The sequence below is a fragment of the Enterobacter sp. LU1 genome (assembly GCF_008271405.2).
GTDB classification, from domain to species: Bacteria; Pseudomonadota; Gammaproteobacteria; order Enterobacterales; family Enterobacteriaceae; genus Enterobacter; species Enterobacter hormaechei_C.
On the sequence record NZ_CP043438.2, the window covers coordinates 1,998,132 to 2,012,503 of the forward strand.

At 53.9% G+C, this 14,372-nt stretch carries 13 protein-coding genes; 4 read left to right on the forward strand and 9 right to left on the reverse strand.

Going from position 1 to position 14,372, the window contains the following annotated elements; all coding sequences use genetic code 11:
* Nucleotides 1–280: 280 nt before the first annotated feature.
* Both iraM and rstA read right to left on the reverse strand, forming a co-directional pair.
* Nucleotides 281–700 (reverse strand): anti-adapter protein IraM, encoded by a 420-nt coding sequence (iraM, locus tag FZF21_RS09635; RefSeq protein ID WP_015570651.1) that lies wholly within the window; start codon nt 698–700, stop codon nt 281–283.
* A gap of 390 nt (nt 701–1,090) precedes the next feature.
* The gene (rstA, locus tag FZF21_RS09640; RefSeq protein WP_015570649.1) at nt 1,091–1,807 is read right to left on the reverse strand and encodes a two-component system response regulator RstA; all 717 of its coding nucleotides are present in this window, start codon (nt 1,805–1,807) and stop codon (nt 1,091–1,093) included.
* 127 nt (nt 1,808–1,934) lie between these two features.
* Here rstA and FZF21_RS09645 point away from each other — a divergent pair, with 127 nt between their 5' ends.
* Entirely contained in the window at nt 1,935–2,270 is a 336-nt protein-coding gene (locus tag FZF21_RS09645; protein WP_015570648.1) for a GlpM family protein, read from the forward strand.
* Here FZF21_RS09645 and folM read toward each other — a convergent pair.
* The 3 genes from folM to ydgH all read right to left on the reverse strand — a co-directional run bounded on the left by folM (nt 2,267) and on the right by ydgH (nt 5,541).
* Entirely contained in the window at nt 2,267–2,989 is a 723-nt protein-coding gene (folM, locus tag FZF21_RS09650) for a dihydromonapterin reductase (protein WP_003857550.1), read from the reverse strand. The genes FZF21_RS09645 and folM overlap by 4 nt on opposite strands.
* A 39-nt stretch (nt 2,990–3,028) precedes the next feature.
* Nucleotides 3,029–4,411 carry an amino acid permease gene (locus FZF21_RS09655; RefSeq protein ID WP_003857548.1) on the reverse strand — a complete coding sequence of 461 codons (1,383 nt, stop codon included), beginning with the start codon at nt 4,409–4,411 and terminating at the stop codon, nt 3,029–3,031.
* A gap of 185 nt (nt 4,412–4,596) precedes the next feature.
* A complete protein-coding gene (ydgH, locus tag FZF21_RS09660) occupies nt 4,597–5,541 on the reverse strand; it encodes a DUF1471 family protein YdgH (RefSeq protein WP_000769339.1) in 945 nt (314 codons plus the stop codon).
* 535 nt (nt 5,542–6,076) lie between these two features.
* On the opposite strand from ydgH, the gene pntA reads away from it, so the two are divergent.
* The 3 genes from pntA (at nt 6,077) to FZF21_RS09675 (ending at nt 10,222) form a co-directional block, all read left to right on the forward strand.
* Nucleotides 6,077–7,606, forward strand: coding sequence for a Re/Si-specific NAD(P)(+) transhydrogenase subunit alpha (pntA, locus tag FZF21_RS09665; protein WP_017384575.1), 1,530 nt, complete (start codon nt 6,077–6,079; stop codon nt 7,604–7,606).
* Nucleotides 7,607–7,616: 10 nt separating this feature from the next.
* A complete protein-coding gene (pntB, locus tag FZF21_RS09670) occupies nt 7,617–9,005 on the forward strand; it encodes a Re/Si-specific NAD(P)(+) transhydrogenase subunit beta (RefSeq protein WP_149120966.1) in 1,389 nt (462 codons plus the stop codon).
* A 107-nt stretch (nt 9,006–9,112) separates the two neighbouring features.
* Entirely contained in the window at nt 9,113–10,222 is a 1,110-nt protein-coding gene (locus FZF21_RS09675; protein ID WP_017694101.1) for a mechanosensitive ion channel family protein, read from the forward strand.
* Between the two features lie 40 nt (nt 10,223–10,262).
* On the opposite strand, the gene uspE is transcribed toward FZF21_RS09675, so the two are convergent.
* The 4 genes from uspE to abgT form a co-directional block, all read right to left on the reverse strand.
* On the reverse strand, nt 10,263–11,213 hold the full coding sequence (gene uspE, locus FZF21_RS09680; RefSeq protein WP_006808916.1) for a universal stress protein UspE: 951 nt from the start codon (nt 11,211–11,213) through the stop codon (nt 10,263–10,265).
* A gap of 137 nt (nt 11,214–11,350) precedes the next feature.
* Nucleotides 11,351–12,103 (reverse strand): fumarate/nitrate reduction transcriptional regulator Fnr, encoded by a 753-nt coding sequence (fnr, locus tag FZF21_RS09685; RefSeq protein ID WP_149120965.1) that lies wholly within the window; start codon nt 12,101–12,103, stop codon nt 11,351–11,353.
* A gap of 183 nt (nt 12,104–12,286) precedes the next feature.
* Nucleotides 12,287–12,802 (reverse strand): methylated-DNA--[protein]-cysteine S-methyltransferase, encoded by a 516-nt coding sequence (gene ogt, locus FZF21_RS09690; RefSeq protein WP_015570643.1) that lies wholly within the window; start codon nt 12,800–12,802, stop codon nt 12,287–12,289.
* 9 nt (nt 12,803–12,811) lie between these two features.
* The gene (abgT, locus tag FZF21_RS09695; RefSeq protein WP_017694100.1) at nt 12,812–14,338 is read right to left on the reverse strand and encodes a p-aminobenzoyl-glutamate transporter; all 1,527 of its coding nucleotides are present in this window, start codon (nt 14,336–14,338) and stop codon (nt 12,812–12,814) included.
* Nucleotides 14,339–14,372: the final 34 nt, after the last annotated feature.

Below are 14,372 nucleotides of genomic sequence, written 5' to 3' on the forward strand. Positions count from 1 at the left end.
GAATTGTCATGCAACTTGTCCAACTATTATTGGATCGGACTAACGAGACCATTAATGCACGGGCAGGGTTAATTAGCAATTTTTATTTTAGCCTTCCGGATGGCTTGCTTAAAATTGCACAATAAAAATTAATTTGGTACAAGAAGCCAGAGTTGCCAGGCGTGACTACAGCCCAAATGTCCCCACAGGAGCATTTGGGCTGTAGTCACGGAGATTTATCCGGACAAAGGCGGTGCAGCAGAAATATTAATTATCTTGATCTAAATATTTCCGATTTTCGCTAATGTCTGGATTTACCTGTGCTGACAATCAGTGGGTTGGTGGCAAACCCATGCGGGCATTTCCGCGCGTTGCAATGCACCGCGTAAGTGCATATCTCCTCGTGCTGGTTTCGATTGTATGGGCAGGCCATCTTGTTTTTAATTTCACTCCACAACATTTCGTTGTAAGGTGATATGTTGTATATCGATATAGGCTTGAAAACACCATTTATGAAGACGCCATTTTTTGTCGGATATATCCTGTCACCGGGGTACAAATAGACATCGCTTTCATACCAAATGATGAGTTTCAAGAACTTGAGTCCCAAGATGCTTGAATAAACGATTCCCGTGTTAGGACAAATTACCGAGCTAATGACTCTCCATGACATTGCTATACCTCTTTCATTAAATAATTGAGAGAGTATAAGGTTTAGCATGAGAATTAGATTTCTGCAAACACGTAAGCTATTGAAAAAGATCGATATTATTTATATGTTCGCCATTATCCCCTTTGTTTTCATAAGGATAAGATAATGATTAAGTCAATTGTAAAGATCATTTTTAGCCTAATGTGCATTTAAGTGACGGATTTTTGATCGATGATGGTGCCTGCTCTGCTGAATATATATTGTACTATAGCAATCAAATACATTAGCGCTACTTTTGTTTACGCGAAAAATGCACATCGAAATAGAACTGGAGAGAGGAATCAGACCAAGGGATATGTCATAACTGACGATGCATATAATCGATAACTTTCGACGAACATCGATAACAATTCCGATGCATCGTCAGTTATTTTTCGAATATTCCTGTTTGCTCCTTTTTCAGGTTTCCCAGGCGTGCGGTGCAAACAGATAGCCCTTGTTGCGTACGGTTTTGATGCGGTAAGGTTCCGTGGCGTTATCCAACAGTTTTTTACGCAGTCGTGAAATCGCCACATCAACGCTACGATCCATTCCGTCGTAACTTACGCCGCGCAGATTTTTCAGCAATGCATCCCGGTCCATAATTTGTCCGGCATGGGTTGCCAGCTCCCACAGCAGGTCAAAATCTGCGGTTGAGAGCGCAATCAGCTCCCCGGAAAGCATAACCTGTCGGTTGACCGGGTCGATAGAAAGTGTGCCGAAACGCATCGCTTTATGCGGTGTTAAGGAGGGCGCAGGCGCTTCACGCTCAGCGCTGGCACGCTGACGCAGATGGAGGCGTAAACGGGCTAGCAGAACCGCCGGCGGCGTGGTTTTCAGGATGTAGTCGTTTGCGCCCATCTCAAGCGACAGAATATGATTCATATCGCTGTCGAGAGAGGTCAGCAGCACGATCGGGCCGTCCCATTTCGCGCGCAGATCCCGGCAGAGCGTCATACCATCTTTCCCGGGCAGCATGATGTCCAGCAACACCAGATCCGGATTTTCGCGGTTGACGACGTCTTCAGCGCGATCGCCACGAGGCTCGACAACCACTTCCATATCATGTTTACCCAGATAAGCGGCGATTAATTGCCCCACCTCGGGTTCATCTTCAACATAAACAATCTTATTCATACAACGTCTGTCATCGCGAAAAACGTCAACATACACCGCTCAACCTTAACCTTCCATTAATCTTTCAAAATTAGCCGGAGTTCCGTTATCCTGCACGGGAATGTTATTTGATTGTTAAGGGAAAAGAATGGGGCTGGTGATAAAAGCCGCGCTAGGTGCGCTGGTCGTGCTGCTGATTGGGGTGCTGGCTAAAACGAAGAACTACTATATTGCCGGGCTGATCCCGCTGTTTCCCACCTTTGCGTTAATCGCGCACTATATTGTGGCCTCTGAGCGGGGTATTGAGGCGCTGCGCGCCACCATTGTGTTCGGGATGTGGTCGATCATCCCGTATTTTATCTACCTGCTGTCGCTGTGGTACTTCACCGGTTTTCTGCGTCTGCCCATGGCGCTGGGCGGGGCGGTGGTCTGCTGGAGCCTCAGCGCCTGGGTGCTCATCTTCTTCTGGAGCCGCTTTCACTAGCGCAGGGGGCGGCCACCGTCCACGGCAAACGTTCGGCCCGTGACGTAACAGCTGGTCAGCAGATAATCGATCAGGTCGATCACCTCTTTCTCGCCGGGCGCAATTTTCATTAACGACTTGTTGAGCGCCTGCTGACGATACTCGGCATCATCGCCTTCGTTAAATAAAATCATCGCCGGAGCAATCGCGTTGACCTTTACCTCGGGCGCCAGCTTGCGTGCGAAAGAGCGGGTCATATTATCCAGCGCGGCTTTGCTGGCCGCATAGGCGATGTGTTTGTCGCTTCCTCGCTCCACCACGTAATCGGTGAAATGGATAATGTCGCCTGCGGCATGGCCGTGTCCGCGCAGCAAATCCTGTAGGGCATGGTTGAGCAGATAAGGCGCATTAACGTGGATCTGCATCATGCAGGCGAGCGTTTCGCTGAGTGAATGTCCTGCTTTTTCGGGAAGCCAGGTACTGGCGTTGTGAATAACCGCCCGCAGTCCGTGGGTGGTCGACTTCACTTTGTCCGCGAAGGCGAGAATACCTTCATCTGTGGAGAAATCCGCCTGAATGCAGACTGCTCCGGCATTTCGTAGCCCTTCAATGGAGGGATATTCCGTGCGGTAACTGACGATAACCGGATGGCGAAGATTGAGAAAGTGATGGGCGAGGGCGAGGCCAATGCGACGGCCTGCGCCAGTGATCAATATTGGGCGTTGCTGCGTGTGTCCCATCGTAATCTCCTTTTCAGTTCAACAATGGGACAGGCGGCGCTATCCCATTAACATCCACGTTGCCGGTACGGCAGCGACTAACAGCAAACCTATCAATGCCATTTCGCGGCGCTTAAGGGCATTATCAAGCTGATGTGTACGGCGAGCGTAAATAAACACCAGCAGGCCCGGCGCGTAGAGCACCACGGACAGCAGCAGATGCATCGGTCCGGAAGCATACAACAACCATAGACCGTAAATACAGGCGCCGACGCCTACCGCATAGTGTGCCGGGCGGGTCGCAATTTTTAACAGATATGCGCCCACTAAGAAATAGGGTACCAGAATCATCTCGGAGGCGATGGTCAGCAGCGTGTTATAGTCCGATCCTGTGAGCCAGATCAGCACCAGACAGACCTGCACGCTGATGTTGGTGAGCCACAGAGAGGCCGATGGCGCACTGTTTTTGTTCTGACGGGCAAACAGGCGCGGGAACGCTTTGTGCGTGGCGGCCAGGAACGGGACTTCCGCTGCCATAATGGTCCAGCTCAGATAGGCGCCGCAAACGGAAACAATCAGACCCGCCGCGATAATCACGTCCCCCCAGGGACCCAACATTTTCACCATCAGCCCGGCCATGGACGGGTTACGCATTTCCGCAAGTTCAGGGCGAGCTACCACGCCGAGCGACAGCAGCGTCACCAGCAGATAAACGCCCAGCGCCGCCAGTACGGCCAGCAGCGTGGCGCGTCCCACATCGCGCTTGTTACGCGCGCGGGCAGAGACCACGACGGCACCTTCAACGCCGATGAACACCCACAGGGTGATCAGCATGGTATTTTTCACCTGTTCCCAGACGGGGACGCCCAGCGCAATGCCGCTGAAATCGAGCGTAAAGACATCGAGACGGAAGGCGAGGAAGGCCAGCACGACGAACAGGCCAAGCGGCACCAGCTTGGCCAGCGTCGCCACCAGGTTAATGCTGGCTGCGGTCTGGACGCCACGCAAAATCAGCCAGTGAACTATCCACAGCAGGACCGAGGCGCCGACGATGGACTGCCAGGTATTGCCGTCGCCAAACAGGCGCAGTTCGGGCGTGTCGGTAAAGAAGCTGAGCGCCGAGAAGACGATAACCAGATAGGAGACGTTGGCGATCACCGCGCACAGCCAGTAACCCCAGGCGGAGCAGAAGCCGATCAGCTCGCCGAAACCTTCCCGGGCGTAAGTGAATATTCCGCCGTCCAGATCCGGTCGGATACGGGTCAGCAGCAGCATGGCGAACGCCAGCAGCAAAATCCCGACACCGGTAATGCCCCAGCCAATCAGTAATGCGGCCGGGCTGGCGACGGCCGCCATGTTCTGCGGCAAACTGAATACGCCCGCGCCCAGCATTGAGCTCAATACAAGTGCAGTTAAAGCACTCAGGCCAAGTTTCTTTTCCATTGGCTTCCTGTTATGAAAAGTCCAAATCCAGAATAATTATTTCGCTAAGGCGCATAAAAATGGTGGATCACGCTAAGGCGCGGGATTTTACGGAGTGTGAAGGGTGCATGCAATGACGTGTGGCAGAAATCAGAAAAAAAGTAACAAAAAAGGCGGCACTGCGCCGCCTTTATGAAACCGTTTTGTTACTTGTACAGATCGGCGCTGATGGTCAGGTTGTTACCACGTTCCTGCCACTGGCGGGTGATGTGGTAATACTTCGCGCCTTTCTTCGCAGCACGCTTCGCCACCTGATAGGAGATTTCCGTCATGTTGCCATAGTTGCCCGTAAACTTGATGCTGTCGAACGGCACCATCTGCGCGGCAGTGGCTTTGTTCAGCTCTTCAATTTTCGTGCCGTCTGGTAACGTAACGGTATAACGACCGCCTTTGGTGGATTGGGTTTCAAAGAAACGACCCACTTCAGCGCTTGGTGCCGCCGAGGTTGCAACGCCCGGAATTTCCACTTTCTTCGCTTCTTCACCGCCTTTCGCTAACGCGGCACGTCCCGCATCTGAATCCGCTGGAATGGCATCCGGGCTTTGTACTACGCGTTTTTTCGCATCTTGCTTATAGATGAAGGCGGTGATGCGCTGGTTTCCGCCCTGGTTGGCATCAACCTGACGCACGATATAGAACGCGTAAGCGCCTTTTTCTCTCGCGGCTTTGGTGATGGCATCGTTAACTTCAGGCTGGCTGCGGTAGAAGCCCTGAACGGTCACGGTGTCATACGGTTCCAGCTGAACAGCCTGATCTTTCGGCAGTTCAACAATGCCGTTAATCACGCGGTTTTTCTGTTCATCTGCTTTTGGGGCATTCTCTTTGTACAGCGCAATCGTCACGCGCTGGTTGCCGCTGTTGCCCTGATCGGACTGGTCAACAACGTAAAAAGAGGCAGCGCCGTTTTTATCGGCGGCTTTTGATGCGGCGGCGACGGCATCGCCAATAGAGTTATAGCGACCCACAATGACCGTATGGTCAAAAGGTTTTAACGCTGCCGCTTGCTCCGGCGTCAACTCTGTCGCGGCATTCGCAGACAGGGCGGTCGCGGAAAGAAGTGCGGACGCCAGGAGTGTGTTCTTAAGCTTCATAAAAATAATCCTTCGCCTTGCGCAAACCATGTACTGGTGTTGTTGTTAATTTGAGACGGTCCCGATTATGGCATTTAACACCCATCGCTGTCTGCGGCATTTTTCACAGCCTGTGCTCACCAAAGGACCTGATTCGATAACATTTTGTGATATGTGGAAAAAACAGGCATTTCACAAGCAAAACTGATTAAGCATATGACTTTTACAAGTTAATTTAATGTTAATGAGTTGTTCTTTTATGGCGCTATATCATGTTTTTACCGCTTCGCTTGCGCGATTTATCGGTCCTGAAGGCGAATTTAAGGTAAATATCTCTGTCAGTGACCCCGATCGCTTATTTTTCACAGATAAAGTAAGAAATAGTGTTTTCTGGCGGTAGATCACGGGCGCTATTTTCAGTAGGTTATAGAAAGTTTGTTACTGTTTTATTTTCCGGGGTTAATCATTCTCCGTCGATATCTCGATGGTGAAAATTGATACAAACCGTGGGCAATTATCGACAAACCATCATCAAAAACCGATGGAAGGGAAAACTATGCGTATTGGGGTACCAAAAGAACGGTTAGCCAATGAAACCCGCGTAGCGGCAACACCAAAAACGGTGGAGCAACTGCTTAAACTGGGTTTTACCGTCGCGATTGAAAGCGGCGCGGGCAAACTGGCGAGTTTCGATGACGAGGCCTTTACTCAGGCTGGCGCGGACGTAGTGGACGGTGCTGAAGTCTGGCAATCACCCATCATTCTGAAGGTCAACGCACCGGAAGAGAGTGAAATTGAACTGCTGAACGCGGGCACGACGCTTGTGAGCTTTGTCTGGCCAGCCCAAAACCCGGAGCTGATGGAGAAGCTGGCAGCACGCGGTGTCACCGTGATGGCGATGGACTCCGTGCCGCGTATATCGCGCGCGCAGTCTCTGGATGCGCTGAGCTCCATGGCGAACATTGCCGGCTATCGCGCCATTGTCGAAGCTGCGCATGAGTTTGGTCGCTTCTTTACCGGTCAGATTACGGCGGCAGGTAAAGTACCACCCGCGAAGGTGATGGTGATTGGTGCCGGTGTGGCAGGTCTTGCCGCTATCGGGGCCGCAAACAGCCTGGGCGCTATTGTTCGCGCGTTTGATACCCGGCCGGAAGTGAAGGAGCAGGTGCAGAGTATGGGCGCCGAATTCCTTGAGCTGGACTTCAAGGAAGAAGCGGGCAGCGGTGATGGTTACGCGAAGGTCATGTCTGAAGCCTTTATTAAGGCGGAAATGGCGCTCTTTGCGGCGCAGGCAAAAGAGGTGGACATCATTGTCACCACCGCGCTTATTCCGGGTAAACCGGCGCCGAAGCTGATCACCCGTGAGATGGTGGATTCCATGCAGCCGGGCAGCGTTATTGTCGATCTGGCGGCGCAAAACGGCGGTAACTGTGAGTATACCGTGCCAAACCAGGTCACGACGACCGCGAACGGCGTGAAGGTGATCGGTTATACCGACCTGCCAGGGCGTCTGCCAACCCAGTCCTCTCAGCTGTACGGCACGAACCTCGTTAACCTGCTGAAGCTGCTCTGCAAAGAGAAAGACGGCAACATTACCGTTGATTTTGATGATGTGGTGGTGCGTGGCGTTACCGTGGTGCGTGAAGGGGAAATCACCTGGCCTGCACCGCCGATTCAGGTTTCCGCTCAACCTCAGGCTGCGCCGAAAGCGGCGCCAGAGCCCGCGGAGCCAGCAAAACCTGCGTCGCCGTGGCGCAAATACGCCATCATGGCGCTGGTTATTATCCTGTTTGGCTGGCTGGCGGATGTCGCGCCAAAAGAGTTCCTTGGCCACTTCACCGTCTTCGCGCTCTCCTGCGTGGTGGGTTACTACGTCGTGTGGAACGTTTCTCATGCGCTGCATACCCCGCTGATGTCGGTCACCAATGCCATCTCCGGGATTATCGTGGTCGGGGCATTGCTGCAAATTGGTCATGGCGGCTGGATCAGCTTCCTGAGCTTCATTGCGGTGCTGATCGCCAGTATCAATATTTTCGGTGGTTTCACCGTGACTCAGCGCATGCTGAAAATGTTTCGTAAAGGCTAAGGGGTAGCATATGTCTGGAGGATTAGTTACAGCCGCATACATTGTTGCTGCAATCCTGTTTATTTTCAGTCTGGCGGGGCTTTCCAAACACGAAACGTCTCAGCAGGGAAATAACTTTGGTATCGCCGGGATGGCGATTGCGCTGATTGCCACCATCTTTGGGCCGGACACCGGCAACGTGGCGTGGATCCTGGTGGCGATGATCATCGGCGGCGCGATTGGTATTCGTCTGGCGAAACGCGTTGAAATGACCGAGATGCCGGAGCTGGTTGCCATTCTGCACAGCTTCGTGGGTCTGGCGGCGGTGCTGGTGGGCTTCAACAGCTACCTGTACCACGAACCGGGCCTGGAGCCGATTCTGGTGAACATCCACCTGACCGAAGTGTTCCTCGGCATCTTCATCGGTGCGGTGACCTTCACCGGGTCGATTGTGGCGTTCGGCAAGCTGCGCGGGAAGATCTCTTCCAAACCGCTGATGCTGCCTAACCGCCACAAGCTGAACCTGGCGGCGCTGGTCGTTTCCTTTGTGCTGCTGGTGGTCTTCGTGCGTACCGAAAGCGTAGGCTTGCAGGTGCTGGCGTTACTGGTGATGACCATCATCGCGCTGGCCTTCGGCTGGCATCTGGTGGCGTCTATCGGCGGAGCAGATATGCCGGTGGTGGTTTCCATGCTGAACTCCTACTCCGGTTGGGCGGCGGCGGCGGCAGGCTTTATGCTGAGCAACGACCTGCTGATTGTCACCGGTGCGCTGGTCGGTTCTTCCGGTGCGATCCTGTCTTACATCATGTGTAAGGCGATGAACCGTTCGTTTATCAGCGTCATCGCGGGTGGCTTCGGTTCTGACGGCTCATCAACCAGTTCTGATGAGGAAGTGGGTGAACACCGTGAAATCAGCGCGGAAGACACCGCAGAGATGCTGAAAAACTCGCATTCCGTCATCATCACCCCAGGCTATGGCATGGCGGTGGCGCAGGCGCAGTATCCGGTGGCGGAAATCACCGAGAAACTCCGCGCGCGCGGCATCAAGGTTCGCTTTGGTATTCACCCGGTGGCGGGGCGTCTGCCAGGCCACATGAACGTGCTGCTGGCGGAAGCGAAGGTGCCTTACGACATTGTGCTGGAAATGGACGAGATCAACGATGATTTCGCCGACACCGACACCGTGTTGGTGATTGGCGCCAACGACACCGTTAACCCGGCGGCGCAGGACGACCCGCGTAGTCCGATTGCGGGTATGCCTGTTCTCGAAGTGTGGAAGGCGCAGAACGTCATTGTCTTCAAACGCTCTATGAACACCGGCTATGCTGGCGTGCAGAACCCGCTGTTCTTTAAAGATAACACCCACATGCTGTTTGGCGACGCCAAGGCCAGCGTGGATGCGATCCTGAAAGCGCTGTAATTGCGCTTCATCCTGACAAACCGCCCCCCGGGGCGGTTTTCTTATTTCTGCGGCCAGCTTTTCTCCTCTGTCTATACTTTACCCTTTGTGTAATACGAGGAGGTGTAATGCGATTTTTGTCCCGCTTCGACATCATCGAGCTGATGATGACGCCATCTTTCTGGATCGGCGTCGCCACGGTGGTTTTTGTGACTCTGCTGGTGTACTGGCTGCTGACGCGTCTGATCGCCTTCGTTAAGAAAGGGATCACTACCTGGGGCGACAAGCACCCCACCACCAACCGGATGCGTTTTATCCTGACGGATATGCTTAACCGCACCAGCCGCTTCCTGCTTTTTGTCGTGGCGCTGTTATTCAGCCTGCGTTTCGTCGACTTACCGGATCATCTCTTTGGTACCGTGAGCCACGCCTGGTTCCTGGTCTTCGCTATCCAGGTGGCGCTGTGGATGGATCAGGGGGTGGTGTCGTGGCTTCGTCACGTCATGCTGGCGCCGGGAAGCCATAAAAACCCGGTGACGCTGGTGATCACGGGGCTTATCCTCCGTGCCATAGTCTGGTCAGTGATGCTGCTGTCTATTCTTGCTAACGCGGGCGTCAACATCACTGCTCTGGTTGCCAGCCTTGGGGTAGGGGGTATTGCAATCGCCCTCGCGGTGCAAACGATCCTGAGCGACGTGTTTGCATCGCTTTCCATCGGTTTTGATAAGCCGTTCGAAATTGGCGATTTTGTGGTGTTTAACGATGTCGCCGGGACGGTAGAGCACATTGGCCTGAAAACCACCCGTATCCGCAGCCTGAGCGGGGAGCAGATTGTCTGCGGGAACGCCATTCTGCTGCAACAGACGCTGCATAACTACAAACGGATGCAAACGCGCCGGATCGTCTTTACCTTCGGGGTTGCCAGCGACACGGCGCCGGACAAACTGCGTTCAGTGGGTGATATGGTCAAACAGATCATTACCGACGTCGGGGAAACGAAGTTTGACCGCGCCCATTTCCTGGGCTTCGATCGCGATCGCCTGACCTTCGAGGTGGTCCATATCGTTAATACGGCGGACTACAACAAGTACATGGATATTCAGCAGGAGATCAATATCCGTATTCTGGAGGGGCTGAACCAGCAGGAGATCAAGCTGGCGCTGCCGAGCATGGTTCTGCACGCGCCCTGGATGAATGCCGGCGACGAGGCACCGACGCAGCGGTTGAGCGAAGCGTAATAAAAAAGCCCGCCGTTACCGGCGGGCTTTCATTTTGGGGTCAATCGTCTTCCTCATCGTCCAGTTCAACCGGCGTTTGATACTGATCCGGTTTGATGACCAGAAGGTCGCAGCGCAGGTGGTCAATCACCTGCTCGGCGGTATTTCCCAGGAACGCGGCAGAGATACCGGTCCGGCCAATGGTGCCCAGCACCACAATCCCGGCCTGCAAATGTTCCGCCAGATCCGGAATAACCTCTTCCGGTAACCCTTTTTCTACGTGCGTCATATTCTCATCGATACTGAATTTCTGGCGCAGCGCTTTCATGGCCAGCAGATGCTGACCGCGAATCGCGTCGTTATACACGCTCGGGTCAAATTCAGGCAGCTCGATGGCGATATTGATTGGCGTAACCGGATAGGCGCCCACCAGATGGACTTCGGTGTGGTTAACCTGGTCGGCAAGCTGGATGGTTTCCTTCACCAGCTTCTCGTTCAGCGAATTGTGATAATCCTCTTCGCTGGCCAGATTCACCGCCACGACGGCTTTCCCGCCCTCAGGCCATGGCTGATCTTTCACCATCCATACCGGGCAAGGGCATTTGCGCAGCAGGTGCCAGTCGGTTGGAGTGAAAATCACAGATTCCAGTTTGTCATGCTGGTGCGCCATTTTCAGCAGCAGGTCATGCCCACCGGCCACCACTTCCTGAATAATGGCTTCGAAAGGTCGGTTGTGCCAGACCACTTTGATATCAATCGGTACGCCCGCTTCCAGGTAATATTTCGCCTGCTCGCGGATCCACGCGGTACGCTGGCTGATCACTCCCTGACGCATAGCGGTGCGCTCGTCAGGCGACAGAAGGGTGGTCATCTCGTATGAGAAGTCATAAATCGGCAAAAAGGCTTTAATTTTGCCACCAATCCGTTGATGTAAATACACAGCACGTCGTAATGCCGGCTGATCGTCCTGATTAGGATCGATAGCCACCAGCATGTTTTGATACTTTGCCATACAGGTCTCCTTACTACTGTCACCACAGTCTGTAAGTAAAAGAGTAACCTATATATCTTGAATGAAACAGGGGGGAAGTTTTTGCCAGATCAATAATCATGAAAATTTATCGACCTGGCATAAGATATCCGGGAGAGTTATGCCACGTTACGTGAGTGACCCGCCAGAATGGCCAGCGCTTCACCGTTTTCGATGGTGATGTACTTACCTTTAACCGCCAGCATTCCGCTCTTCTGGAAGCGACCCAGCAGACGGCTGATGGTTTCCACGGTCAGGCCCAGATAGTTGCCAATATCACCGCGCGTCATGGTCAGACGGAATTCACGCGGGGAGAAGCCACGCTCCGCGAAACGGCGGGAGAGGTTATAGATAAAGGCGGCCAGACGCTCTTCGGCATTCTTTTTGGAAAGCAGCAGGATCATATCCTGATCGCCTTTAATCTCACCGCTCATCAGACGCATCATCTGCTGACGCAGGTTCGGCATCTTACCGGACAGATCGTCCAGCGTCTCAAACGGAATTTCGCAGACCATAGAGGTTTCCAGCGCCTGAGCAAAGCTCGGGTGATGGCCACTGCCGATGGAGTCAAAGCCGACTAAATCGCCTGCCAGATGGAAGCCGGTGATCTGCTCGTCGCCCTGTTCGGTAATGGTGTAGCTTTTGATGGTGCCAGAACGGATAGCATAGAGCGATTTCAGTTCGTCTCCCGCCTTAAACAGCGTCTGCCCTTTCTGAATAGGCTTTTTGCGCTCGATGATATTGTCAAGCTGATCGAGTTCGTGCTCATTCAGAGTAAACGGGATACAGAGCTGGCTGATGCTGCAATCCTGGCAATGGATAGCACAACCGCCAGACTGAATGCGTCGTATAATTCGCTTTTCCGGGATCATAGGTTTGCTCAAGCCTTAATTGATATTGGTCAATTTTAACATCTTTTTGGTAAGGACGTAAGTCTGGCAAACCCCCAATAAAGACAAGAGACGGCAGCGTGTTGCCATCTCCTTGAAATTCCACAGAATGATTAAGGATTATGAACCTAACAGGAAGAAAATTAAGCACAAAAAGCCTGGGAATTACAGCAGAAAATACCCTTCGTGACGCAGCAGCCACTCTTTGCGCTGTACGCCCCCGGCATAGCCGGTGAGGGTGCCGTTGCGCCCGATCACGCGATGGCAAGGCACCACAATGCTGACGGGGTTAGAGCCATTTGCCGCACCGACCGCGCGCGCCGCGCCGGCACGGCCAAGCTGTTCTGCCAGCTGACCGTAGTGCATCACCTGCCCGCAGGGAATATTACGCAGCGCCTGCCACACCTCGCGCTGGAAAGGGGTGCCCGCCGTGGCGGTTGGCAGGGTATTAATAATGCTGAGATCGCCCTCGAAGTAGGCCGTCAGTTTATCGCTCAGCCCGCCAGGATTACGGGCAGTAATACGCTCGTAACCCTCGGCGCGATAATGGATGTTGAGCAGCTCAACCATCCGGTCGCTGTGCTCTTCCCATTCAACCGCGCGCAGATTGAACGCTTCATCCGCGATAACCCACAGCGGCCCCAGCGGCGTCGCAATCTTATCTTCGAGTAATCTCAGCATCAGTACTCCTTAGTTCAGCCTCGGGTAAACACCCGGTCCAATCGGCAGGCCGACAAGATACCACGCCACCAGCATCACCAGCCATACCCCTAAGAAGATAAGCGGATAGGGCAGAACCAGCGAATAGTAGGTACCCAGCTTAGCCTCCGGTCTGTAGCGTTGCAGGAAGCCTAAAAACAGCGGAACGAAGGGTGACACGGGCGCCAGCGGGATCACCGAGGAATCGGCGACACGGAACAGGATCTGGGCGAACGCAGGATGGAAGCCGAGCATCATAAACATGGGGACAAAGATGGGCGCCAGAATCGACCAGATGGCCGACCCGCTGGCAATAAACATGCACAGCAGGGACGACAGCAGCGCCAGGCCGACAAACGCCGGAACACCGCTCAACCCCGCCGCCTCCAGCGCGTCCGTCAGGCTCACGGCCATAAACTTGCCCATGTTGCTCCAGTTAAACATGGCGACAAACTGCGCCAGCGGGAACACCATCACGATAAAACCCGCCATCTCCTTCATCGGCTCGATCATCAGGTGCGGCAGATCTCCCTGACGGCGGATTTTGCCGGTGGCGATGCCGAACGCGAGCGAAACGACGAAGAAGAAGAGAATTATCAGCGGCACAATGCCCTGAATAAACGGCGAGGGCAGTACGGTGTGTTTGATCGGATCGCGCAGCACGCCATTTTCCGGCACCACCATCAGCGCCACCACCGCAATGAACGCCAGCGAGACGATCCCGGCTACGCGCAGGCCGAACTGCTGCTCTTTGCTCAGCGTCTCCAGCTTTTCATCGCTCCGGCCTTCCCATTTACCCAGGCGCGGCTCAATGATCTTATCGGTAATCAGCCCCCCGACAATCGTCAGGACAATCACCGAACTGGCCATAAAGTACCAGTTGTCGATCACGCTGACGTGCATAGTCGCATCGATGGTGCTGGCTGCCTCCGTACTGATGCCGGAGAGCAGCACATCGGTGGTCACGATAAGCAGGTTAGCGGTAAACCCACAGCCGACGCCCGCAATCGCCGACAGCAGACCCGCAACAGGATGACGGCCAACGGCGAGGAAAATCAGCGCCCCCATCGGCGGCATGATCACCAGCGCCGCGTCGGACGAGATATGGCTGAAGAAGGCAATAAACAGCACCATATAGCTGGCATAACGCGCGCTGACGTGCGAGGCCATTTTCACCATCAGCGCGGGCAGCAGACCCACGCGTTCGGCCAGTCCCGCGCCTAACACCAGCGCCAGGATGGCGCCCAGCGGCGCAAAACCGCTGAAGTTTTTAATCACGTTCGGCAAAAACCAGTGCAACCCTTCAACGCTGAGCAGGTTTTTCACTGCCACCATGCTGCCGTCGGCCGGGCTGCGCACGCTCACATCAAAGGCGGACAGCACGGCCGTCGCGACCATCAGGATGACAATTAAATAGATAAAAAGCAGGAAAGGGTGCGGCACTTTATTGCCGATCCTTTCAACCCAGCCATAGAGCTTACCGGATGGGGAATGCGAAGGTATGGAAGACATACTCATGGGCGTTCCTCGGGACTGTTGTTGTGTTGTTGTG